At 61.4% G+C, this 21,853-nt stretch carries 19 protein-coding genes and 1 pseudogene; 10 read left to right on the top strand and 10 right to left on the bottom strand.

The window, feature by feature from the left end; genetic code table 11:
- The first annotated feature begins 58 nt into the window (after positions 1-58).
- The gene (locus FHX09_RS08985) at positions 59-1,123 is read left to right on the top strand and encodes a putative zinc-binding metallopeptidase (protein WP_132588485.1); all 1,065 of its coding nucleotides are present in this window, start codon (positions 59-61) and stop codon (positions 1,121-1,123) included.
- A 14-nt stretch (positions 1,124-1,137) separates the two neighbouring features.
- Here FHX09_RS08985 and FHX09_RS08980 read toward each other — a convergent pair whose 3' ends face one another.
- The 4 genes and pseudogenes from FHX09_RS08980 to thrC all read right to left on the bottom strand — a co-directional run bounded on the left by FHX09_RS08980 (position 1,138) and on the right by thrC (position 7,415).
- Positions 1,138-4,050, bottom strand: coding sequence for a sensor domain-containing phosphodiesterase (locus tag FHX09_RS08980; RefSeq protein WP_007793064.1), 2,913 nt, complete (start codon positions 4,048-4,050; stop codon positions 1,138-1,140).
- Positions 4,047-4,661: a GNAT family protein gene (locus tag FHX09_RS08975; RefSeq protein ID WP_007793062.1), complete on the bottom strand. Its 615-nt coding sequence runs from the start codon at positions 4,659-4,661 to the stop codon at positions 4,047-4,049. The genes FHX09_RS08980 and FHX09_RS08975 overlap by 4 nt, the downstream gene beginning before the upstream one ends.
- A 28-nt stretch (positions 4,662-4,689) precedes the next feature.
- Complete coding sequence (locus FHX09_RS08970) at positions 4,690-5,988, bottom strand: pitrilysin family protein (protein ID WP_007793060.1); 1,299 nt, start codon at positions 5,986-5,988, stop codon at positions 4,690-4,692.
- 3 nt (positions 5,989-5,991) lie between these two features.
- A pseudogene (gene thrC, locus FHX09_RS08965) lies at positions 5,992-7,415 on the bottom strand (threonine synthase).
- Positions 7,416-7,643: 228 nt separating this feature from the next.
- Between thrC and FHX09_RS08960 the strand changes: the two are divergent.
- Entirely contained in the window at positions 7,644-8,291 is a 648-nt protein-coding gene (locus tag FHX09_RS08960; protein ID WP_183721180.1) for a hypothetical protein, read from the top strand.
- 55 nt (positions 8,292-8,346) lie between these two features.
- Positions 8,347-9,267, top strand: a complete 921-nt coding sequence (locus tag FHX09_RS08955; RefSeq protein ID WP_184449801.1) for a diacylglycerol kinase family protein — start codon at positions 8,347-8,349, stop codon at positions 9,265-9,267.
- A gap of 56 nt (positions 9,268-9,323) precedes the next feature.
- Here the strand turns inward: FHX09_RS08955 and FHX09_RS08950 are convergent, their stop codons facing one another.
- The 3 genes from FHX09_RS08950 to FHX09_RS08940 form a co-directional block, all read right to left on the bottom strand.
- Positions 9,324-10,193 carry an MBL fold metallo-hydrolase gene (locus FHX09_RS08950; RefSeq protein WP_184449799.1) on the bottom strand — a complete coding sequence of 290 codons (870 nt, stop codon included), beginning with the start codon at positions 10,191-10,193 and terminating at the stop codon, positions 9,324-9,326.
- A gap of 203 nt (positions 10,194-10,396) precedes the next feature.
- Positions 10,397-11,086: an HAD family hydrolase gene (locus FHX09_RS08945; RefSeq protein ID WP_184449797.1), complete on the bottom strand. Its 690-nt coding sequence runs from the start codon at positions 11,084-11,086 to the stop codon at positions 10,397-10,399.
- 120 nt (positions 11,087-11,206) lie between these two features.
- Positions 11,207-11,893, bottom strand: coding sequence for a helix-turn-helix transcriptional regulator (locus tag FHX09_RS08940; protein WP_132588489.1), 687 nt, complete (start codon positions 11,891-11,893; stop codon positions 11,207-11,209).
- A gap of 73 nt (positions 11,894-11,966) precedes the next feature.
- Between FHX09_RS08940 and FHX09_RS08935 the strand changes: the two genes are divergently transcribed.
- The 4 genes from FHX09_RS08935 (at position 11,967) to FHX09_RS08920 (ending at position 14,594) form a co-directional block, all read left to right on the top strand.
- The gene (locus FHX09_RS08935; protein ID WP_007793039.1) at positions 11,967-12,296 is read left to right on the top strand and encodes an NIPSNAP family protein; all 330 of its coding nucleotides are present in this window, start codon (positions 11,967-11,969) and stop codon (positions 12,294-12,296) included.
- Complete coding sequence (locus FHX09_RS08930; protein ID WP_132588490.1) at positions 12,293-12,646, top strand: antibiotic biosynthesis monooxygenase; 354 nt, start codon at positions 12,293-12,295, stop codon at positions 12,644-12,646. The genes FHX09_RS08935 and FHX09_RS08930 overlap by 4 nt, the downstream gene beginning before the upstream one ends.
- 172 nt (positions 12,647-12,818) lie before the next feature.
- Complete coding sequence (locus FHX09_RS08925; protein ID WP_132588491.1) at positions 12,819-13,949, top strand: site-specific DNA-methyltransferase; 1,131 nt, start codon at positions 12,819-12,821, stop codon at positions 13,947-13,949.
- A 177-nt stretch (positions 13,950-14,126) separates the two neighbouring features.
- Positions 14,127-14,594 (top strand): DUF6790 family protein, encoded by a 468-nt coding sequence (locus tag FHX09_RS08920; protein ID WP_007793030.1) that lies wholly within the window; start codon positions 14,127-14,129, stop codon positions 14,592-14,594.
- Here FHX09_RS08920 and FHX09_RS08915 read toward each other — a convergent pair.
- From FHX09_RS08915 to mutY, 3 genes are read right to left on the bottom strand one after another with little or no spacing between them, the layout of a single operon-like run.
- On the bottom strand, positions 14,582-14,947 hold the full coding sequence (locus FHX09_RS08915; protein ID WP_132588492.1) for a nuclear transport factor 2 family protein: 366 nt from the start codon (positions 14,945-14,947) through the stop codon (positions 14,582-14,584). The two genes, FHX09_RS08920 and FHX09_RS08915, sit on opposite strands and share 13 nt — an antisense overlap.
- Before the next feature lie 2 nt (positions 14,948-14,949).
- Entirely contained in the window at positions 14,950-15,558 is a 609-nt protein-coding gene (locus tag FHX09_RS08910) for an HAD family phosphatase (protein WP_007793024.1), read from the bottom strand.
- Positions 15,559-15,561: 3 nt separating this feature from the next.
- Positions 15,562-16,653 (bottom strand): A/G-specific adenine glycosylase, encoded by a 1,092-nt coding sequence (mutY, locus tag FHX09_RS08905; RefSeq protein WP_165933040.1) that lies wholly within the window; start codon positions 16,651-16,653, stop codon positions 15,562-15,564.
- Between the two features lie 97 nt (positions 16,654-16,750).
- Here mutY and FHX09_RS08900 point away from each other — a divergent pair, with 97 nt between their 5' ends.
- From FHX09_RS08900 to FHX09_RS08890, 3 genes are all read left to right on the top strand, one after another.
- Positions 16,751-17,239, top strand: coding sequence for a DUF721 domain-containing protein (locus FHX09_RS08900; protein ID WP_132588494.1), 489 nt, complete (start codon positions 16,751-16,753; stop codon positions 17,237-17,239).
- Between the two features lie 160 nt (positions 17,240-17,399).
- Complete coding sequence (locus FHX09_RS08895) at positions 17,400-18,092, top strand: DsbA family protein (protein ID WP_184449795.1); 693 nt, start codon at positions 17,400-17,402, stop codon at positions 18,090-18,092.
- Positions 18,093-18,170: 78 nt separating this feature from the next.
- A complete protein-coding gene (locus FHX09_RS08890; protein WP_132588496.1) occupies positions 18,171-21,632 on the top strand; it encodes a chromosome segregation SMC family protein in 3,462 nt (1,153 codons plus the stop codon).
- Positions 21,633-21,853 lie beyond the last annotated feature (221 nt).

Genomic DNA, 21,853 nt, shown 5'->3' with positions numbered 1-21,853 from the left:
CATGCCCGCTGCATCCCGTGTCGCGGGCTTTTCGATGACGGGATCCGCGAGGAGCGCGATGCGACTGTTTGCCTGCGACAACTGCGATCAGGTTGTGCATTTCGACAACCGCCAATGCGTCCGGTGCAGCCATCGGCTCGGGTTCCTGCCGCATGACCTTGCCATGCGTGCGCTGGAGCCGCTGGATGATGACGGATGGCAGCTCGCAGGCCGCCGGGATGGGCAGGTTCGCTTTTGCGCCAACGCCGGGCTCGACATTTGCAACTGGCTGATCGGTGCGGGGGATGACGGCGATTTCTGCCTCGCCTGCCGCCACAATCGACTGGTGCCGAACACCAATACGCTGGACGGCGTAGACCGCTGGCGAAACATCGGTCAAGCGCAACGGCATTTGTTTTATTCCCTCCTGCGGTTGAAGCTTCCGCATCCAGATCGGCAGCAGGATCCAGACGGCGGCATGGTCTTCGATTTCCTCGAGGACACTGTGCAGAGCGACGGCAACGTCGTTGCCGCGATGACGGGCCACAAGGAAGGGGTGATTGCGATCCGCGCGGCGGAGGCGGACGGCGTCACCCGCGAACTGGCGCGCACGTCGATGAACGAGCCCTATCGCACGCTGCTTGGCCATTTCAGACATGAAACCGGGCATTTCATCTGGAACAAACTGGTTCGCGACCGCAACGCCTTCGACGGCTTTCGCGCGATCTTCGGCGATGAGCGCCAGGACTACGCCGCCGCGCTGCAGAACCACTATGCGAATGGCGCGCCATCAGGATGGCAGGACAACTTTATCAGCGCCTATGCGGCTGCCCATCCCTGGGAGGACTTCGCAGAATGTTTCGCCCACTATCTCCACATTGTCGACGCCCTGGAGACGGCACACACCTTCGGCATTGCGATCGATCCACGTGGGCACGAGGAAATGGCGGCGGAGGTCGATTTCAATCCGTATCGGGCGCGCAGCGCCGAGCAGCTTGTCAGCGCCTGGATTCCGCTAAGCGTAGCGATCAACGCCATCCAGCGCAGCATGGGCCAGCCGTACTCCTATCCGTTCGTCTTGTCACCGCCTGTGGTGGCCAAGCTGGAATATGTGCATCAGCTTGTCCAGCAACGTGGCATCTGACGGCTGCGGGCAGCTTAGGCGCGCTTCGTCAGCGGGAACCGCTCCTTCAGCAGGCGCAAGACGGACTCCGATGCCATCGGCGGTCCGAAGAGGTAGCTTTGCCCAAAGGTGCAGCCCATCTTGGCGAGCTCGATCGCATCCTCGTTGGACTCGATCCCCTCGGCGACGACCTTCATGTCAAGCTCGCGGGCCATGGCGATCACCGAGCGGAGCACGGTCGCCTTCTTGTCGCTCGCATCGCACACCATCGTCTTGTCGAGCTTGATCGTGTCGAACGGGAAGCGCGTCAGATAGGCAAGGGAGGAATAGCCGGTTCCGAAATCGTCAAGCGCAAGGCCGAGCCCCATTTCTCGCAGCTTCTCGAGCACAAGGCGCGCCTGTTCCGGGTTCTCCATGACCATGGATTCCGTCAGCTCGAGCTTCAAACGCGAAGGATCGCAATGGGTCTTCGCCAGCACCGAGCGGACATCTTCATAAAGCTCGTTGTTCAGCAGCTGTGCGCTGGAGAGGTTGATCGAGACGAAGATCGGCAGCTCGCCGGTCTGGTTCTCCCAACCCATCAGGTCGTTCGTCGCCTGCTCCAGGGCAAAGATGCCCAGCATGTCGATGATATCGGATGTCTCCGCAATCGGAATGAACTCCGAAGGCGGGATGCTGCCGCGCTTCGGATGCTCCCATCGCATAAGGGCTTCGAAGCCAGCGATCTCCACGTCCTCCAGCCCAGCGATCGGCTGGTAGACCATCGACAGTTCCTTGCGCTCGATGGCGCGGCGCAGATCGGATTCGAGCTGCAGCCTGTCGGCGCCGAAATCGCGGAAGGCGGGCTGGAACGGCTCAACGCGATTGCCGCCGGCACGCTTGGCCCGGTACATCGCGAGCTCCGCATCGCTGAGCATTCCAGCGGCGCTTTCCTGCTGATCGACGAAGGAGGCAAGGCCGATCGACGCCGTCAGGATGATCTCGCGATTGGCGAAGTTGATCGGCACCATGATTGCCTTGCTGATCGCGTCGGCGAAGTCTGCCACCTTCGTCGGGTCACGCTCGGAAGTCAGGATAAGGCCGAACTGGTCGCCGGAAAGGCGTGCGAGCGTGTCCTGCGGTTTGAGAAGACGACGCAGACGGCGCGTGAGTGCGATCAGGATGTTGTCGCCGGCGGCGATCCCGAGCGTATCGTTCACCAGCTTGTAGCGATCGATATCGATCACCATCACCGTCGGGCGCAGCGTTTCGCCGCCGGGTGCCAATGCAAGCACGGCCTGCAGGCGATCGAGGAACAACTGGCGGTTCGGCAAACCGGTCAGGTTGTCGTGCAGCGCGTCGTGCAGCAGTCGTTCGACTGAGTTCTTCTGTTCGGTGACGTCGACGATGGTGCCGACGCAGCGGATGATCTCGCCGTTGGAGCCGAGCACCGGCCGCGCGCGGATAAGCAGCCAGTGGAAATGACCATCTTCGGCACGGATGCGGAATTCGTGGTTCAGTCGGCCGCGGCGATGTTCGAGCAGGACGTCGAGGGTTGCCCGGAAGCGGTCGCGATCGTCGGGATGGAGCCGCGGCAGCCAGTTGCGGGCAGCGCCATGCATCGCGCCGGGCGGTAAGCCGAGCTTGACGGAAACATCCGGGATCGTGACGACGCGGTCGCGCGCCACATCCCAGTCCCAAACCATATCGCCCGAGCCTGTCAAAGCCAGCGATTGACGCTCCAGATCGGAAAACAGACCCTGCTGGAACGCGCCGCCGGCAAAGGCATGCTGCATAACGGTAAAGCCGATCAGCAAGACGATGAGAACAAGGCCACCGCCTAGAGCCGGCTGGATGATGTCGTTGTCGAGCCGGCCGGTGATCGTCAGCCAGGCTCCGAAGATCCAGACGAGGATCAGCGCCCAGGCCGGCACCAGAAGAATAGCGCGGTCATACCGGTTGAGGCCGAGATAGACGATCAGCAGAAGACCCATCGTCGCCGTCAGCGCAAACGACAGGCGCGCGATGCCGGCGGCGATTGCCGGGTCATAGATCGCGACGCCGAAGAGCAGCGCCAGGCCGAGCACCCAGGCGAGCGTGAGGTAGCCGAGATGCGTGTGCCAGCGGTTTAGGTTGAGGTACGTGAACAGGAAGATGACGAAGCTGGAGGCGAGGGCGACTTCGGCGCAGGCGCGCCATATTCGCTGGTCGGCTGAAGCGATGCTGATCAGCTTGCCGAGAAAGCCGAAGTCGACGCAGATATAGCCGAGCACCGCCCAGGCTAGCGCGGCCGTCGCCGGCAGCATGGACGTGCCCTTGACCACGAAAAGGATCGTCAGGAACACAGCGAGCAGGCCGGCAATGCCGAGCACGATGCCGCGATAAAGCGTAAACGCGTTGATCGTGTCCTTGTAGGCATCCGGTTCCCAGAGATAGATCTGCGGCAGTTCCGGCGTCGTCAGTTCGGCAACGAAGGTGATCACCGCACCGGGGTTGAGCGTGATGCGGAACACGTCGGCCTCGTCGCTCGGCTGCCGATCGAGCGCGAAACCTTCGCTCGGCGTAATGGCGATGATGCGTTGCGAACCGAGGTCGGGCCAGAACAGCTTCGAATTCACCAGGCGGAAATGGGGCGCCACGATCACGCGCTCAAGCTGCTCGTCGGAGACGTTGGCGAGCGCGAAGACGGCCCAGTCGCCCTGGTGGTTGTCGGAGCTGGCACGTACCTCAATACGGCGGCGGATACCATCGGCACCGGCAGCCGTCGAGACTTGAAAGGCTTCCCCTTGGTTGGCGTAGATTTCCGTCGTGGCAGTCAGATCGAGCGCTGTATCGTCACGGGAGATCTTGACCGGTTCGGCTGCCTGAACATGGCCTGCCGCTAGCATGAAGGCTGACAGCAAGAGAGCTGCGATCACCGCGATCAATCGTCCGGCCGGTGATGAGAGCAGCATGCGATTGTTAGTCATCGGCTGTCGGTTATCCTGCCTTTATCGGTGTCGGTGGCGAGCAATGAGAACATCACATGGTCGTGCCACTGACCGTTGATTTTCAAGTATCCGCGCAGATAACCTTCCCGCTGAAACCCGGCTTTTTCAAGCAGGCGGATGCTCCGAGCATTGTCTGGAATACAGGCTGCTTCGATACGGTGCAACTCAAGCCCTGCGAAGATATAGGGTATAACCAATTGAAGTGCGGCGAACATGTGGCCCTGGCCGGCGTATGCCTCGCCCATCCAGTAGCCAATCATGCAGCTTTGTGCTGCACCGCGCCTAATGTAGCCGATCGTGATGCCGCCGAGCAGCGTCATATTCTGCTTGTGAAAGAGGAAGAGCGGGATGGCCTGGCCGGAGGCGTATTCCTGCTTGCCGCGGATGACGCGGGCGCGGTAGGCGCCCTCGGTCAACTCGTCGCGGCGCCATGTCGGCTCCCAGGGTTCCAGAAACTGCCGGCTGGCCGCCCGCAGCTTATGCCACTGGTTGAAATCCTGGTAGCGCGGTAGGCGCAGCACATAGTGCTCGTTCTCGAGTTCCACTGAATCCGGTTGCCGCGACAGGAACCGAAAAACCGATTTTGCCATCGATCACCCCCGGCACATGGATATCAGGTCAGACGAGGGCCTGTTTGCTCTGAGGAGCGGGCGAGGAAAGAGATGCGGCGATGTCTTCCATTGGAGCCAAATGTTCGAGCGGGCCGATGGCCGAGAGCGTCGGCACGGTGTCGAAGAACAGGCGTCCAGCAAGATCCGTCAGTCGCCCGACCGTGATGCCTTCCAACCGTTCCATCATCTCCTGGTTGGAGATCGGGCGGCCGTAAAGCATCATCTGCCTTGCGATCTGACCGGCGCGGGCGGCTGGACTTTCCTGACCCATCAGCAGCTGGGCGCGGATCTGGGCGCGGGCGCGTTCGATTTCCTTCTGCTCGATGGTTGCTGCCGACTTGTGAAGCTCGTCAATGATAACGGGCACCAGTTCCGGCAGGTTCTCGCCGCCGGTGGCGGCATGGATGCCGAAGATACCGGTATCGGAAAAGCCCCAGTGGAAGGCATAGATGGAGTAGCAGAGACCGCGGATCTCGCGCACTTCCTGGAACAGGCGGGACGACATGCCACCGCCGAGGATGTTGGCGAGAATCTGCGAACAGTAGAAGTCGCGGGCGTGATAGGCCTTGCCTTCGAAGCCGAGCAAAATCTGCGCATCCATCAGGTCGCGCGTCTCGCGGATGTTGCCGCCGATATATTTTGCCGGCTCCATCACGGGCGTTGCCGATGGAGAGGTGGGAAGGCTGGCGAAGCGATCCTCGACCATGCGAACAAACTCGTCGTGCTGGACGGCGCCGGTCGCGACGACGAACATCCGGTCGGTCGTGTAATTGCGGCTGAGATAGCCACGGATCTGCTGCGGCGTGAACGACACCACGGTTTGCGGCGTACCGAGGATCGCCCGGCCGAGCGTCTGGTCGCGATAAGCGGTTTCTGAGAACTTGTCGAAAACGACGTCGTCAGGCGTGTCGTTTGCGGCGTTGATTTCCTGCAGGATGACCTGCTTTTCGCGCTCGAGTTCTTCCTCCTCGAAGGCTGATTCCGTCAGGATATCGGCAAGGATGTCGACGGCAAGCGGCACATGGTCCTTGAGAACGCGGGCATAGTAGGAGGTCGTTTCCGTGGAGGTCGCGGCATTGACCTCGCCGCCGACATCCTCGATCTCTTCGGCGATTTCACGCGCGCTGCGGCGCGCCGTGCCCTTGAAGGCCATGTGCTCGAGCAGGTGGGCAATGCCATGCTCGTCTGTCGTCTCGTTGCGCGATCCTGATTTGATCCAAACTCCCAGCGCAACGCTTTCCAGATGCGGCATGGTCTGTGTGACTACTGTCAGCCCGGATTTGAGCCGGGTGCACTCAACTGTCATTGGTTATCTTTCTGCGCCTGCTTTACTTAGGCCCGACTATGCTCGCCGATGAAGGTCTCAATGGCTTTGAGCTCAGGCTTCACGATCTGAAAGCGCTCCTCCTTGTGCATCAGATCAGCAAGCCACGTCGGAAGCGCGGGGTCAATACCGGAGGCGGATTTTACGGCGGCCGGGAATTTCGCCGGGTGCGCGGTGGCAAGCGTAACCATCGGCGTGTTCGGTTTCTCGTGCTTTGCCGCAACGAAGACGCCGATCGCCGAATGCGGATCGAGGAGATAGCCGGTTTCGGCATGGGTTTTCTTGATCGTTTGGGCGACCTGTTTCTCGCTGGCGCGGCCGGCGCGGAAGTCCTTCTTGATGAAGGCAAGGGCCTCCTTCGCAATCTCGAAGCCGTTGGATTGCTTCAGACTATTCATCGCCGCGCGGACCTTGGAAGCGTCGCGATCATAGGCCTCGAACAGCAGACGCTCGAAGTTCGAGGAGATCTGGATGTCCATCGAGGGCGAGGTTGTGGCCTTCACCGCCTTCATCTCGTAGCGGCCGGTCTTCAGCGTGCGCTCCAGGATATCGTTCTCGTTGGTGGCAACGACAAGTTTGCCGATCGGCAGGCCCATGCGCTTTGCGCAGTAACCGGCAAAGATGTCGCCGAAATTGCCGGTCGGCACGGTAAACGAAATCTTACGGTCCGGGCCGCCGAGCGCGATTGCCGTCGTGAAGTAGTAGACAATCTGGGCCATGATGCGGGCCCAGTTGATCGAGTTGACGCCAGAGAGTTTGACACGATCGCGGAACGGCGCGTCGTTGAACATCGCTTTGACGAGGTTCTGGCAATCGTCGAAATTGCCTTCGACGGCAAGCGCGTGAACGTTGGAGGCGGTGGAGGTTGTCATCTGACGCTGCTGCACCGGCGACACCTTGCCGTTCGGGAAGAGAATGAAGATGTCGGTGCGTTCGCGGCCGGCAAAGGCGTCGATGGCGGCGCCCCCGGTATCGCCGGAGGTTGCGCCGACGATGGTCGCACGCTCGCCGCGCTTTTCCAGCGCGTAGTCCATCAGCCGGGCGAGCAGCTGCATGGCGACATCCTTGAAAGCCAGCGTCGTGCCGTGGAAGAGTTCCATGACGAAGCTGTTCGGACCGGCCTGCACAAGCGGGGCGATCGCCGGGTGGCGGAAAGTCCCATACGCCTCGTCGATCATCGAACGGAAGGTCTCGCCCGGAATCTCGCCATTGGTGAAGGGCAACAGGATGGCGAAGGCAATCTCCTGATAGCTCTTGCCGCGAAGCGCCCGAATTTCCTTTTTTGAGAAATGCGGCCACTTGCGCGGCACATAAAGGCCGCCATCGCGCGCCAGACCCGCCAGCAATGCATCGCAGAAACCGAGGGAAGGGGCTTCGCCGCGGGTCGAGATATAATCCACTGTCGTCATCCTTGATGTGCCGGCCGGAGAAAGTCCGGGTTGGAGGGAAAGTATGCCTCGCGCCGCATCTCGCTTGCCCTGCCGGCCATCGCCTGCAATCCCGAAATGTGCATCAAAACGGTTCTTACCCAATCGATTTTTGTTTGCGCCGCTGATATAGACCATCGCAAACTGTCACGAAAGGCCTGCCATCAAGTGATTGGGCCTGCCAAAAAACTTTGTGGAGAGGGTGGAATAATCGTGCTTGGCAAGGTCTCGCGTCTCATCGTTTCAGCTTCGCTTGCGGCAATTCTTGCCGGTTGCAACTCCCTTGGCGTCGGCGGTGGCTCGGACAGCGCAACGGCACCGGCCCAGTCGAATAGCAATGGGCAGATCATGCCGCTGGCGCCAGCCAACCCGTCGTCCAACGATCCTTCGATCGGTACCGCCAAGACCGCGTCGGGCGCCACTGCCCCGGTTGTCCAGGGCGCGTGCCCGCAGATGTTCATGAAGGACAGCGACGCAATCTTCCGGACTTATGCCGGCGGAGCCAGGACCGGTGATGCGGAGAAACTCGCCTACCAGGCATCGATCGGCGACTACAGCCGCCAGTGCAGCCTCAACGACACGAACCTGACGATGACGGTGGTTGCCCAACTTCGCGTTCTCGCTGGTCCGAGCGGTTCGTCTGGCAAAGTCACGCTTCCGGTCCGTATCACGGTCTACGACGGCGAGGATGCGCTCTATTCGGAAGTGACGAACTTCCCGGTCGAGGTCGGCTCCGGCGCCACGCAGGCCCTGTTCCGCAAGGACGGCATCAAGCTTCCTGTCGGCTCTGGCGCGCTGGTGCGCGTAAACATTGGTTTCGATCAGGGACCGGTGTCGACGAAAAAGAAGAAGGCCTGAAAAACGTCCTTATTTCCGCTTCGCTATGCTGGCTGGCGCGGGGAGCGCAGACCGCTTGAAAATCGGTATCGTTTTGAACCCGGCGTCCGGCCGGCGCGGAAAGAAACTGTTCTGGTCGACGCTGCGGCGCGCCATCGAGGCGAGATTCACCGATCTGAGCCTGCGTGAAACCAAGGGCTTCGGCGATGCCGAGCGCTTCGGGCGCGAACTGGCGGATGATGGCGCCGACCTTGTGATCGCCGTCGGCGGCGACGGGACGATCGGCGAGGTGGCCGGCGGCATTCTGAAATCGCAGCGGCCGGCTACGGCCTTCTCGTTCATCGCCACCGGGACCGGCTGCGACTTCGCCCGCAATTTCCCGATATCGCGCGACCCTGCCAAGATCGCCGAAGGGCTGATGTCTCCGTCCGTGCGGCAGATCGATGCCGGGCTGCTGACCTGCGACGATGAGGACGGCGACACGGTGACGCGCCACTTTGCCAATATCGCAAGCTTTGGCGTGTCTGGTCATATCGTGCGTGCCGTCAACGAGGCGCGCCCGGGCCAACGGCTGCCGGGACCGATGGTCTTCCTCTTCCACAGCCTATTGCAGATCCTGCGCTACAAGCCGCGCAATATCCGCCTTCGGCTGGATGGCGAGGATGTCTATGACGGTCCGATCACGGCGGTCGCCGTTGCCAACGGCGCCCGGTTCGGTGGTGGCATGAAAGTGGCTCCCGACGCGGATGTCGCCGATGGCCTGTTCGACGTAGTCATCATCCGCGGCGCCGGCAGGCTGAAGGTGCTGTCGCTGATGAACGGCATCTATGGCGGCGGCCACGTCAGGAGCCCGCTTGTCAGCATCCATCGCGCCAGGCTCGTCGAGGCATGGCCGATCTGCAAGGAGCCGATTCCCATCGACAGCGACGGCGAGGCACCCGGGAAACTTCCGGCGCGCTTTGAGATGCTCGCCGGCGTCCTCGGCCTGAAAATCTAGCGATTGCGAGGGCTAGCGAGGGAGTGATCATGAGACCTGTGGTGCTTGCGAGAAACTCAACCCTCTATGCGTGCTTGAACTGTCGCCCCGAGGTTGGTTCCGTGACACCTTTCATAGAATTCCACCACCCGCGGCGGCATGTCGGCCGGGATCGCCACGAAATCCTGAAGTCGAAGGTCCATCAATTTGGCCAGCTCGGGGTTGGATAGTTCCCGCTCGTTTAGGTTTTCGACGCGGGCAGCCAATTCTCGGAAGTATGACAAGTTGTCGTTCACAGTGGAAGGCGAGAGCGTCCTTCCGTGGGCAGGGATGACAAATCTAGCGTCCAAGTCACGTATTCGTTCGAGGGATGAGCAGATCAGCCGGAGATCACTGGCGGTTTTGCTCCAGACCTCCGGAATAGGGTATTCCACCGCGTCGACAGCCAGGCAGACACGGATTTCCGGAATCCACACCGCAATATGGTCAGGCGTGTGCCCCGGTGTGTGAAATAGCTCGAGCGTGAGATCGCCGCCATGAAGGGTCATCGAACCTGAAAAGGTGATGTCAGGCGCTATGAGCTCGACGTTTTGAAACCGCGAATCCTCGCCTATCTTCTCGTTCAGAACTTGGAGGGAGGAGGGGTCGTTCAGACGTTCACGTGCAGCAGCATGGGCGACAATAGGGGCTTTCCCGGCAATCGCAGCGTTGCCCCAGAAATGATCCCAGTCCATGTGCGAATTTACGACGATCAGAGGACGAGCGCGCACGTCCTCATCAAGGAGATCCAATGCCATCCGACATAGCTCAGGCGTTCCGAGAGTGTCGATCAGGACGTTAAATCTCTCGGTGCGCACGAAGATGGCGTCAACCTCGTCTCCCGCCCTGACGATGGTGATCCGATCGTCAAGCTCGGGATAGGAACATAATTCCACGGAAATAGTCATGCGAGACGGCCTCCATCAGACAGAGATCACTCCGATAGCTGAATGGTTCCGATCTGTCTCGGTGCAGAGAGCGAAATTCTACTGTCCGATAAGGCACCCCATCCCATAGCAAAATCGGTGGCAGCGTTTCGACGCTGCAACCGACTTTGGAGTTGGACGCCGGATAGGGCCGGGCGAGCGCCTGCGCTCGAGAGCAACCGACGTTACAGAACGCCTTCCCACTCGGCGAGCGCGGCAACGACGCCGGGCAGGTCGCTCATGCGGGAGATGGCTGTTTCGGCGCCCGCATCGGTCAGCCTGTCGGCATGCGCCGGATAGGTGTGTGATGCGCCGGTAAAGCCGATGACGCGCATGCCTGCTGCACGCGCGGCGTGGACGCCGTGAACGGAGTCTTCGACGACAACGGCGCGGTCAGGCGAAACGCCCATCTGCTTGGCGCCATGCAGGAAGACGTCCGGCTTCGGCTTCACGCGATCGGGACCAAGGTCCTTGGCCGAGAAGATATGCGGCGCAAACAGCGGCTTCAGGCCCACCTTGCCGAGCATCATGTCGAGCCGCGTGCTGCTGGAGTTGGAGCAGATGCAGCGCTTCAGCTGCAGACGCGAAAGGGCGGCTTCAACACCCGATATCGCTTGCACGTCCTGCCCCAGACGCAGGTCGAGCAGCTTCTCGGACTTGTCAAGCAGAGACGCGGGGATCGGAATGCTGGCCTCGCGCTCGACCTGGAAGAGAATGTTCTGCCAGGTCATGCCCGCGAAGCGCTCGCCCATTTCCTCGATGCTGATTGGGTAGCCCGCTTCGGTGAGAAGCTTGGATTCCACATCCGCAGCGATGATTTCCGAATCGACCAGAACGCCGTCGCAGTCGAAGATGATGAGGTCGAAGCCGTCCATTTATTCGCGCCTTGTTTGGGATGATGCCCCTTTACACGATGCCTGGGCGAAGCTCAACCGATAGCAAGGCATGGCTGGATTGCGCGCCGCGGGCGGCTTGGATTTTGCGGTCGTTCGCGGCTATTTGGTGGCAGGAAACAGCGCGAGAAACTGCCGTTCGCCTTCTGGAGAAAAAACGACGGAGCGGCTTTCGGCGGTGCGGCGGGCCCAGCCTTTGTCGAGAAAATTGGAAAGCAGGGCCTTGCCGAGGCCGCCGGCGAGATGCGCCCGTCGCTCACTCCAGTCCAGGCAGGAGCGACAAAGCGGCCTTCGCGACGATTTCAGAGCCTGCACGTCTATGCCGATGCACGTCAGCTCGCTTTCACCGGTCTCCGTCAATGCAAGGCCATCGCCGAATGCGTCGATCGCGCCTCGAGCGATCAGGCTGTCGAGCATTCGCACGCCGTAATCGCCGGCGAGGTGATCGTAGCAAATACGCGCCTTGCGCAATGCCGGCTCCTTTGGCCCCGGCTTGTGGCGCAGATGGCCGCGCCCGGCGGCAAAGCCCATGATGCTTTCCAAGAACTTGCCAACGCTGTCATCCGCCAATGTGAAGTAGCGATGGCGGCCCTGCTTGCGCTGCACCAGCAGGTTGCCGGCCTCCAGCTTGGCGAGATGCGTGCTCGCCGTCTGCACAGTAATGCCACCGGCGGCAGCGAGCTCTGTCGCCGTCAGCGCTTTACCGCCCATCAGTGCGGTCAGCATGTTGGCACGGGCGGGGTCGCCGATCAGCGCGCCGATCTGGGATATGTCAGGTCCTTCCTTCATACTTCGATCCTAACCGAAGCATTGTCGTCCCGCAATGTGCGAAAACTGTCTCCAGACAACATTGGAGACGACGATGATTACCTGCTTCATCCGCTATGAGATCGATCCCTTCAAGAAGGAGGCCTTTGCCGAATATGCCCGCAATTGGGGCCAGGCGATCCCGCGCAACGGTGCCGATCTCGTCGGCTATTTCGCCCCGCATGAAGGCTCGGCAACGACTGCCTACGGCGTCTATAATATCGATAGCCTCGCCGCGTATGAAGCCTATCGCGCCCGCCTTGCTGCCGATCCGCTCGGCAAGGAAAATTACGAATTCGCCAAGCGCGAACGTTTCATCCTGAAGGAAGATCGCATCTTCCTCAAAAACGCTTCCCTTCCTCACGCAAAGCTGGTGATGCCATGATCGCTGTCATCTTCGAAGTCTTGCCCTTCATGGGCGAACGCCACACCTATCTCGATCTCGCCGGTGAACTTCGCGGTGAACTGGAAAAGATCGACGGCTTTATCTCGATCGAGCGCTTCGAAAGCCTCACCAATCGCGGCAAGCTGCTTTCGCTCTCCTTCTGGCGTGACGAGGAGGCGGTAAAGACGTGGCGAAACCTCGAGGCGCACCGCGCTGCCCAGCACGCCGGCCGCAACGGCGTCTTTGCGGACTATCGGCTGCGGATCGGCCACATCGTCCGCGACTACGGCATGAACGAGCGCGCCGAGGCACCGGCCGACAGCCGCAAGGTGCATGACGTCGCGGCTTAGCTGCGCCAGTCGGAAAGGGTGGGCAGGCATCGTTTGGCGGCCGACCCTTTCTACCGCCGAACCGGCGCTGCGACTTATTTTCCCGAAATCGCTCATCCCTTCAGGCTTTGGTAACCAAACTGAGTAACCATAACGGACAGTAAAAGCGTAATGTGTATGAGCGAGTTTCCAGATGGCGTCAGTATTTCCGCTTGCCGATCTCAAGGCCTCCGCAAAGCCGGACTCCTGGATCGACACGATCATCAAGGGCGATTGCGTTGCTGCCCTTGAAGCCCTGCCGAACCACTCCGTAGACGTCATTTTCGCTGATCCACCGTACAACCTCCAACTTGGCGGCACGCTGCATCGCCCCGATCAGTCGCTGGTCGATGCTGTCGATGACGCGTGGGATCAATTCGCTTCCTTCGAGGCCTATGATGCCTTCACCCGCGCCTGGCTGCTCGCCTGCCGCCGCGTCCTGAAGCCGACGGGCACGATTTGGGTTATCGGCTCCTATCACAACATCTTCCGCGTCGGCGCCACGCTGCAGGATCTGAACTTCTGGATCCTCAACGACATCGTCTGGCGCAAGACCAATCCGATGCCGAACTTCAAGGGCCGTCGCTTCCAGAACGCGCATGAGACGATGATCTGGGCGAGCCCGAACGCCAAGGCCAAGGGCTACACCTTCAACTACGATGCCATGAAGGCGGCCAACGACGACGTGCAGATGCGCTCCGACTGGCTGTTCCCGATCTGCAGCGGCAATGAGCGCCTGAAGGGCGACGACGGCAAGAAAGTGCACCCGACGCAGAAGCCGGAAGCATTGCTCGCCCGCGTCATCATGGCCTCCTCGAAGCCGGGCGACGTCATCCTCGATCCGTTCTTCGGCTCGGGCACGACGGGTGCCGTCGCCAAGCGTCTTGGCCGCCACTTCGTCGGCATCGAGCGCGAGCAGGATTACATCGATGCGGCCTCCGCCCGCATCGAAGCGGTCGAGCCGCTCGGCAAGGCCGAGCTCACCGTCATGACCGGCAAGAAGCAGGAAGTCCGCGTGGCTTTCAACGTGCTAGTCGAAAGCGGCCTGATCAAGCCCGGCCAGGTGCTGACCGATGCGCGCCGTCGCTACAGCGCAATCGTTCGCGCCGACGGTACGGTGGCCTCCCGTGGCGAGGCCGGTTCCATTCATCGCCTCGGGGCAAAGGTCCAGGGCCTTGATGCATGCAACGGATGGACATTCTGGCACTTCGACGACGGGCAATCCCTGCGCCCGATCGACGAATTGCGGTCCGTGATCCGCAGTGATCTGGCAAAGGCGGAATGATGCGCGCCTTCACCTGATCGAGACTTCCTTCTTCCGGTGTTTTGTACCTCCAGTTACGGAAGAAGGCCTGGCGCCCGGGGATCAACACCCCGGGCGCTCTTCATTTTGGCTCGCGCAGCAGCGCAATTCCGTGCCATGTATCGGTGACTGATGATCCGAACAGGCAGGGAACTGGCCATGTATCTTGCGATCATACTGTTGCTGATGTTTGTTTCGCCGCTGGGCTCGGTGGTCGCCGAAGCGCAGTGGGGCACAGACGCCAACCTCGTCTTCATGATCGGAAAATGGTTCGTCTTCTGGGGCGTCGGCCTGCGATTGCTTGTGGCCAGCCTGAAGCAGATCGTCAATCCGGCCTTTACGGCCGAGACGATCTTTGGCGTCACCGATCACAAGGCCCAGCCACTGGTCCAGGAGATTGGCTTCGGCAACCTGTCGATCGGCATGCTTGGCCTGCTCAGTTTCTTCGAGCCGCAGTGGATCGTCCCTGCCGCGATCACCGGTTGCCTGTTCTTCGGCCTTGCCGGTCTCAAGCATCTTCTCGAACCAGGGAGGAACAGGTCGAGGACCATCGCGATGGTTTCCGACCTGTGGCTCTTTTTCGTGCTCGCCTTCTACCTTTCGGCAGCGTTCTTTCAGAACGCCTGATAGTCGGTTACCTCGACGTGAGTGATACGACCATCTTCATTGAAGGTGATCGTCTCTTCGCCCTCCCGCACCAGCGGTTTGCCCGTCTTGCTGTGCGTCGCACGAACCGACCAGACGGCGCGGCCGGCATTCGGGCTGACCTTCTCGACCAGCGTGTCGATTGCCGTCTGGTCCGGGTAGTCGTCGAAATACCTGCGAAAGGCGACCATGATATCGGCTCGCCCGGACAGGCTGCCGACACCGTTGGAGACATAGGTCGCATCTTGCGCGAAGCAGTTCTCGATCGTATCGAAATCGAGCGCATTGATGGCGCCGTGGAAGCGCTTGATTTCTTCAGCCGGATCGAATGCCATGATCAGACCCTCACGCCACGCGCTGCAAGATCGGCACGCAGCTGGTCGGCGCCGGTGAAGAGAACCGCATCCCAGCCGGCGGCTTTGGCGCCCTCGACGTTGGGGGCGGAGTCGTCGATGAAGATCGTCGCCGCCGGATTGAGGCCGAAGCTCTTCGCATGCGTTTCGTAGATCGCGATATCGGGCTTGATCAGGCCGACGTCGCCGGACACCGTGACGCCGCGCGGCTTAGTAAGGAACGGGAAGCGGACCTGCGCCTCGCGGAAGGTGTCGGATGCGAAGTTGGTCAGCATCGTCACATCCTGGCCATCGGCAATCAGGCCTTCCATGATCGCGACGCTGTCGTCGTAGGAGTGCGGGACCATCTCGTGCCAGTGGTTCCGGAACGCGCGGATATGCTCCTCACGATCCGGATGAACTTCGATCAGCAGGGCTTCGGCATCGGCCCAGGTGCGGCCGCGGTCCTGCTCGACGTTCCAATCATGGGTGCAGACATTTTCGAAGAACCACTTGCGCTCGCCCTCATCGGGAATGAGGCGGCTGAACGGAATATTCGGATCGTAATGGACGAGAACTTTTCCGATGTCGAAAACAATATGATCAATGGGCATCGATTAATCCTTGGCATGTTTGAACGCGAGCGGAATAGCTGCGGTGATTGCTTTTTTCATGACAGTCGGCAACGCCTGCGAGTCAAGATTTGTAACCGCTTCCCACCAACCGTTATCCGTTTGAATTCGCGAGGGGATCGCGACGCGGTAGATGGAAAGCCTGAGCTCGAAATGGGTGAAGACGTGGGTCACGGTCCCGCAGGGCTCCCAAGCCGCCGGGAACGGTGCAGCACTGGCCGACGTTTCTCCGTTCTGCCTCGCCGTCCAGTCGGTCGTCGGCACTTCGGTCATGCCGCCGAGCAGGCCGCTCTCGATGCGCCGCCGCAACAGAACGTCGCCATCCGGCGTAACGGCGATGAAGGCTGCGCCTCGCCGTATAGGCTTTTCCCTCTTGGCGGCCTTGACCGGAAAGTGTTCGGGATCATGCAGACGCAGCGCCTCGCAGGATCCCCTGAGGGGACAGAGTGAACAGGCGGGCCGCTTCGGTGTGCAGATCGTCGCGCCGAGATCCATCATCGCCTGGGCGAAGTCGCCGGGCCGATCTTTCGGGGTTAGCAGAGCCACCTTCTGCTTCATCAGTGGTTTGGCAGCAGGCAGTGGGGTGGCGATCGCGTAGAGGCGCGAAATCACCCGCTCGACATTGCCGTCCATGACGGCTGCCTGCCGGTTGAAGGCGATCGCCGCCACTGCAGCGGCCGTGTAGTCGCCGATGCCGGGAAGCGATCTCAGTCCTTCCTCGGTGTCTGGAAAGACGCCGTCGTGTTCGCGCGTCACGGCCTCGGCGCACTTCTTGAGGTTGCGGGCGCGGGCGTAATATCCGAGTCCGGCCCAAGCAGCCATCACGTCTTCGCTAGCGGCGTCGGCAAGATCGCGCACCGTCGGCCAGCGCGCCAGGAAATTGGTAAAGTAGGGCTTTACCGCCGACACCGTGGTCTGCTGCAGCATCACTTCGGAAAGCCAGACATGGTACGGATCGGCCTTGACGCCGCGCGCCGCCATCGGCGGGGAAACGCGCCATGGCAGGTCGCGATGGTGGCGGTCATACCAATCGAGAAGGGGCTTGGCGGCGGGCGCGTCCAGTGTTGTCGATGTCATCATTTGCCGTCGTCAGGGGAAGTGCCCTATACTTGGCGAAGCAATGCCGCGCGATCAAGGCAGTGGTGCCGGATGGCAGCGCGATGTGAAGGTTTCGATGAGTTATCCACGCAAAGGTGAAAAGCAAATCTCCGAATTGGCGAACGGGCTGATCGATCCGGTGCTTGCAAAGCGCGCCGGCATCAATACGGCGCTGCTCGGCTCGTGGAATGAAATCGCCGGTGAGGAATTTGCCGATTGCACCCGGCCGGAAAAGATTGCCTGGGCGCGCGGCAATGATGACGGAGGCTTCCGTCCGGGCGTGCTCACGATCGCCTGCGAGGGCGCCCGAGCACTGTTTTTGACCCATGCGCAGGGTGAGCTGATCCAGCGCGTCAACAGTTTCTTCGGCTTCGCCGCTGTTCATCAGATCCGTATCGTCCAGAAGCCTGTCTATCAGGCGGTCAAGCGCTCCCGCACTCCGCCGCCATTGAAGGGCGCGGCAGCCGCAAAGTTGGAGGACATGATGGAAGGCATCGAGGGCGACAAGCTGCGCGAAGCGGTAAAGCGTCTCGGCACGGCCGTGCTGGGGAAGCGCGGCCGCTAGTGCCTTACAAGTATTGCCGCGGCAATTCTGTCCGCAATTTAATCTGGCGGTCCAACCAAGGTCACAATTCTTTGAAGAAAGTTGGCGAAGCGTGCCTTGTTCAGGGCTTCGAGCCGTTATATCGCACTGTCAGCCACTACTCTCATTCATGGGGACCTTCATGCCGATTTCCGAAATGCAACTGACGAAACGCCAGCTTCTGGGCGGCGTGGCTGCCGCGACGGCGACCCTGGCGGTTTTCAGCACCGCGCATGCCGCGACCGAAATGCCCAAGCCCGACGGCGACGTCGACATGGCTGCCGTGCTGAAGCCAGGCGAGTTGCCGGAAATGGCACTCGGCAAGGAAGACGCCCCGGTCACGATCGTCGAATACATGTCGATGACCTGCCCGCACTGCGCCCACTTCCACACGGCGACCTTCGACGAGATCAAGAAGAAGTACGTCGATACGGGCAAGGTGCGGTTCATCATCCGCGAATTCCCGTTTGATCCGCGTGCGGCCGCTGCCTTCATGCTGGCACGCTGCAATCCTTCCAAGCCGGAAGAATTGAGCACCGCCGAACAGTATTTTCCGATGGTGGCCATGCTGTTCAAGCAGCAGCAGACCTGGGCCGCTGCAGACGATGGCCGCGCTGCACTGCTTCAGATGTCCAAACTTGCCGGATTTACTGAGGATAGCTTCACGAAGTGCTTGACGAACCAGAAGCTGCTGGATGAAGTGAACGCAACGCGGGAAAGGGGTTCCAAAGAGTTTGGCGTCAATGCCACGCCGACTTTCCTCATCAACGGCAAGCGCTATTCTGGAGACATGACGGTTGACACCATGTCGGCCCTTATCGACAGCCTGCTCTAAACTGAACCGTATCCGATCGACGGGCGACGGCAGAGGCCGTTCGCCCGTTGTTTGCCTTGTGCGGCGCGGGGGCGCTGCATGAAGTTCAACAAGCTTCGCGTCGTCGGCTTCAAGTCCTTCGTCGAACCCGCCGAATTCATCATCGAGCGCGGATTGACCGGTGTCGTCGGCCCGAACGGTTGCGGCAAGTCGAACCTCGTCGAAGCGCTCCGCTGGGTGATGGGCGAGAATTCCTACAAGAACATGCGTGCGTCCGGCATGGACGACGTCATCTTTTCCGGCTCGGGGAACCGTCCCGCCCGCAACACCGCCGAAGTCGCGCTCTATCTTGACAATGCCGAGCGCACGGCGCCTGCCGCCTTCAACGATAGCGACGAGATCCAGGTCACGCGCCGCATCGAGCGCGAGCAGGGATCGATCTATCGCATCAACGGCAAGGAAAGCCGCGCCAAGGATGTGCAGTTGCTCTTCGCCGACGCCTCCACCGGCGCCCGTTCGCCGTCGATGGTGGGGCAGGGGCGGATCGGTGAGCTGATCTCGGCAAAGCCGCAGGCCCGCCGCCAGCTGCTGGAAGAAGCAGCCGGCATATCAGGCCTGCATTCGCGCCGCCACGAAGCCGAGCTTCGCCTGCGTGCCGCCGAAGGCAATCTCGAACGTCTCGACGACGTAACCTCGCAGCTTGAGAGCCAGATCGAGAGCTTGAAGCGTCAGGCGCGTCAGGCAAGTCGCTTCAAGTCGCTGTCCGCCGATATCCGCGCCCGCGAGGCAATGCTCCTGCATATCCGCTGGGTTCAGGCCAAAGAGGCGGAAGCGGAAGCCGACAGTGCGCTCAATCAGGCAACCGTCGTCGTCGCCGAAAAGGCGCAGATGCAGATGGAGGCCGCCAAGGCCCAGGGCATTGCGAGCCTCAAGCTGCCGGAACTGCGCGAGGGCGACGCGCGTGCCGCCGCCGCGGTGCAGCGTCTGCAGATCGCCAAGACTCAGCTTGAGGAGGACGCTAACCGCATCCTGCGCCGTCGCGACGAACTGACCCGCCGCCTTGCACAGCTCGGCGAAGACATCCGCCGCGAGGAGCGGCTGGTGGCAGACAACGCGGCAATCCTGGCGCGGTTGGATACCGAAGAAGCCGAGATCGCCGAGATCCTTGCCGACTCCGGCCGTTTTGCCGAAGAGACCCGCGAGGCCTTCGAGGAGGCAGCCGCAAAGCTTGCCGACAGCGAGCGTATTTTTACCGCGCTGACGGCCGAACGTGCCGAGGCTGCAGCCGGACGCAACCAGCTTGAGCGCGCCATTCGCGACCTTGCCGATCGCAAGATGCGCCTTGAACGGCATATGGATGAGGCCAATCGCGAGCTCTCCGCAATCGGCGAGACGATTGCTAGCCTGCCCGATCCGGACGAGAAGCGGGCCGTGGTGGAGGTAGGCGAGCAGGCTGTTGCCGAGGCGGAAGCCGCGATCCAAAGCGTCGAGCAGGCCTTGGTCGCTGCCCGCCAGGCAGAAGCTCTCTCCCGATCGCCGGTCGATCAGGCGCGTGGGAAGCTGAACGCCATCGAAACCGAAGCCCGGACCATTGCACGCATGCTCGCTGCCGGCGCCGCCGCAGGCGAATTTGCGCCGGCCGCCGATCAGCTGCGCGTCGACCGCGGCTTTGAAACGGCGCTCGGCGCAGCGTTGGGTGACGACATCGAATCCCCGCTTGATTCCAAGGCGCCGGCTCATTGGTCTGGCAATGGCGACGGTGTCGCGGACCCGGCGCTGCCGGCCGGCGTGACTCCGTTGGTTGACTACGTTCGCGCCCCTGCCGCGCTGATGCGTCGCCTGAAACAAATCGGCCTCGTCTCCGCTTCGGATGCTGCGGCGCTGATGAAGGATCTCAAGCCCGGCCAACGTCTGGTGACCAAGGAAGGCTCCGTCTACCGTTGGGACGGCCACGTCACCGGTGCCGATGCACCGAGCGCGGCCGCGCTGCGGCTGGCGCAGAAGAACCGGCTCGCCGAACTGGAAAGCGAAGCCGCGCTTGCCCGCGACATACTCGCTGAAGCAGAGGAACGCCTGGCTGGTGCGGCCGATGCCATTCGCCTGCAAGAGCGCCGCCTTGCCGAGGCGCGCGAGAAGAGCCGTATGTCTGCGCGGCAACTCGCCGAGGCGCGTGAAGCACTGGCAGTGGCCGAACGAGCCTCCGGCGATCTCATCCGTCGCCGCGATGTCGTTGCCGAGGCTGTCAGTCAACTCCAGATCCAGCTTGAAGACATCTCAGTCCAGGACGAAAACGCCCGAATCGAGCTGGAAGATGCCCCTGATTTGACGGCGATGGACGAACGGCTTCGGTCGCAGCAGGCCGAGGTCGCGACTGATCGTGGTGCGCTCGCCGAAGCGCGGGCACGCCACGAAAGCCTCAACCGCGAAAACGAGGCCCGACAGCGCCGAATCGTGGTCATCGGGCAGGAACGCGAGACCTGGCGTCAGCGCGCTGCGAGCGCCGAGGATCACATCGCTACGCTTCGCGATCGCGAAGAAGAGGCGCGCGAGGAGGCCGCCGAGCTCGAGATGGCTCCCGATGAGTTCGACGACAAGCGACGCGCGCTGTTGAACGAACTCCAGAAGGCCGAGGAAGCGCGCCGCCATGCGGCCGACGTGCTTGCCGAAGCCGAGCTCGTCCAGCGCGATGCCGACCACAAGGCGGCGACTGCTCTCTCCGAACTCGCCGAAAGCCGCGAGCGTCGCGGTCGCGCTGAAGAGCGCCTGGTCTCCGCTCGTGAAAAGCGGCAGGAAACTGAGGCGCGAATTCGCGAGACCCTGAACGTTGCGCCACATGAGGCGCTTCGGCTCGCAGGACTGGAGCCGCTGCAGACAGCGCCCGACCTTCGCGAGGTCGAACGCGAACTCGAACGTCTCAAGATGGAACGCGAGCGACTTGGCGCGGTCAACCTGCGCGCTGAGGAAGAGCAGAAGGAACTGAGCGGGAAGCTCGAGGCGCTGATCAAGGAACGCGACGACGTGATCGATGCAATCCGCAAGTTGCGTGGCGCGATCCAGAGCCTCAATCGGGAGGGGCGCGAGCGCCTGATCGCCGCCTTCGACGTCGTCAACGGCCAATTCCAGCGCCTCTTCACCCATCTTTTCGGCGGCGGCACGGCCGAACTGCAGCTGATCGAATCCGACGATCCGCTCGAAGCCGGTCTCGAAATCCTCGCCCGTCCGCCGGGCAAGAAACCGCAGACGATGACGCTCCTTTCAGGCGGCGAGCAGGCACTGACGGCAATGGCGCTGATCTTTGCCGTCTTCCTGACCAATCCGGCGCCGATCTGCGTCCTAGACGAAGTGGACGCCCCATTGGACGACCACAATGTCGAGCGCTACTGCAACCTGATGGACGAAATGGCTGCCTCCACCGAGACGCGTTTCGTCATCATCACCCACAATCCGATCACCATGGCACGCATGAACAGGCTGTTCGGCGTGACGATGGCGGAGCAGGGGGTCTCGCAACTTGTGTCTGTCGACCTGCAGACTGCTGAACAATTGCGTGAAATCGCATGAGAAACGCCCAAAAAAAGTCTGCCGGATTGGGCCGTCTCCACCATTCAGGTAATGTTTTCCTACCGATCTTGTATTAGAGATTGCTTCAGGTCGCCGTCGACTTACCGCGAAGTGATGTCGGCTGCGTAGTTTTCTATGCGACGCGATCGGGGCAAAATGCTTTTTGGCTCTGACAGTCGTATGGCGGAACCCCCCGTCCGGTTTTCCTGGCCGGACGGACA

This window comes from Rhizobium sp. BK538, assembly GCF_014197575.1.
Taxonomy (GTDB): domain Bacteria; phylum Pseudomonadota; class Alphaproteobacteria; order Rhizobiales; family Rhizobiaceae; genus Rhizobium.
Note: the sequence above shows the minus strand (reverse complement) of the source record. Positions and strands in the feature narration are given on the sequence as shown.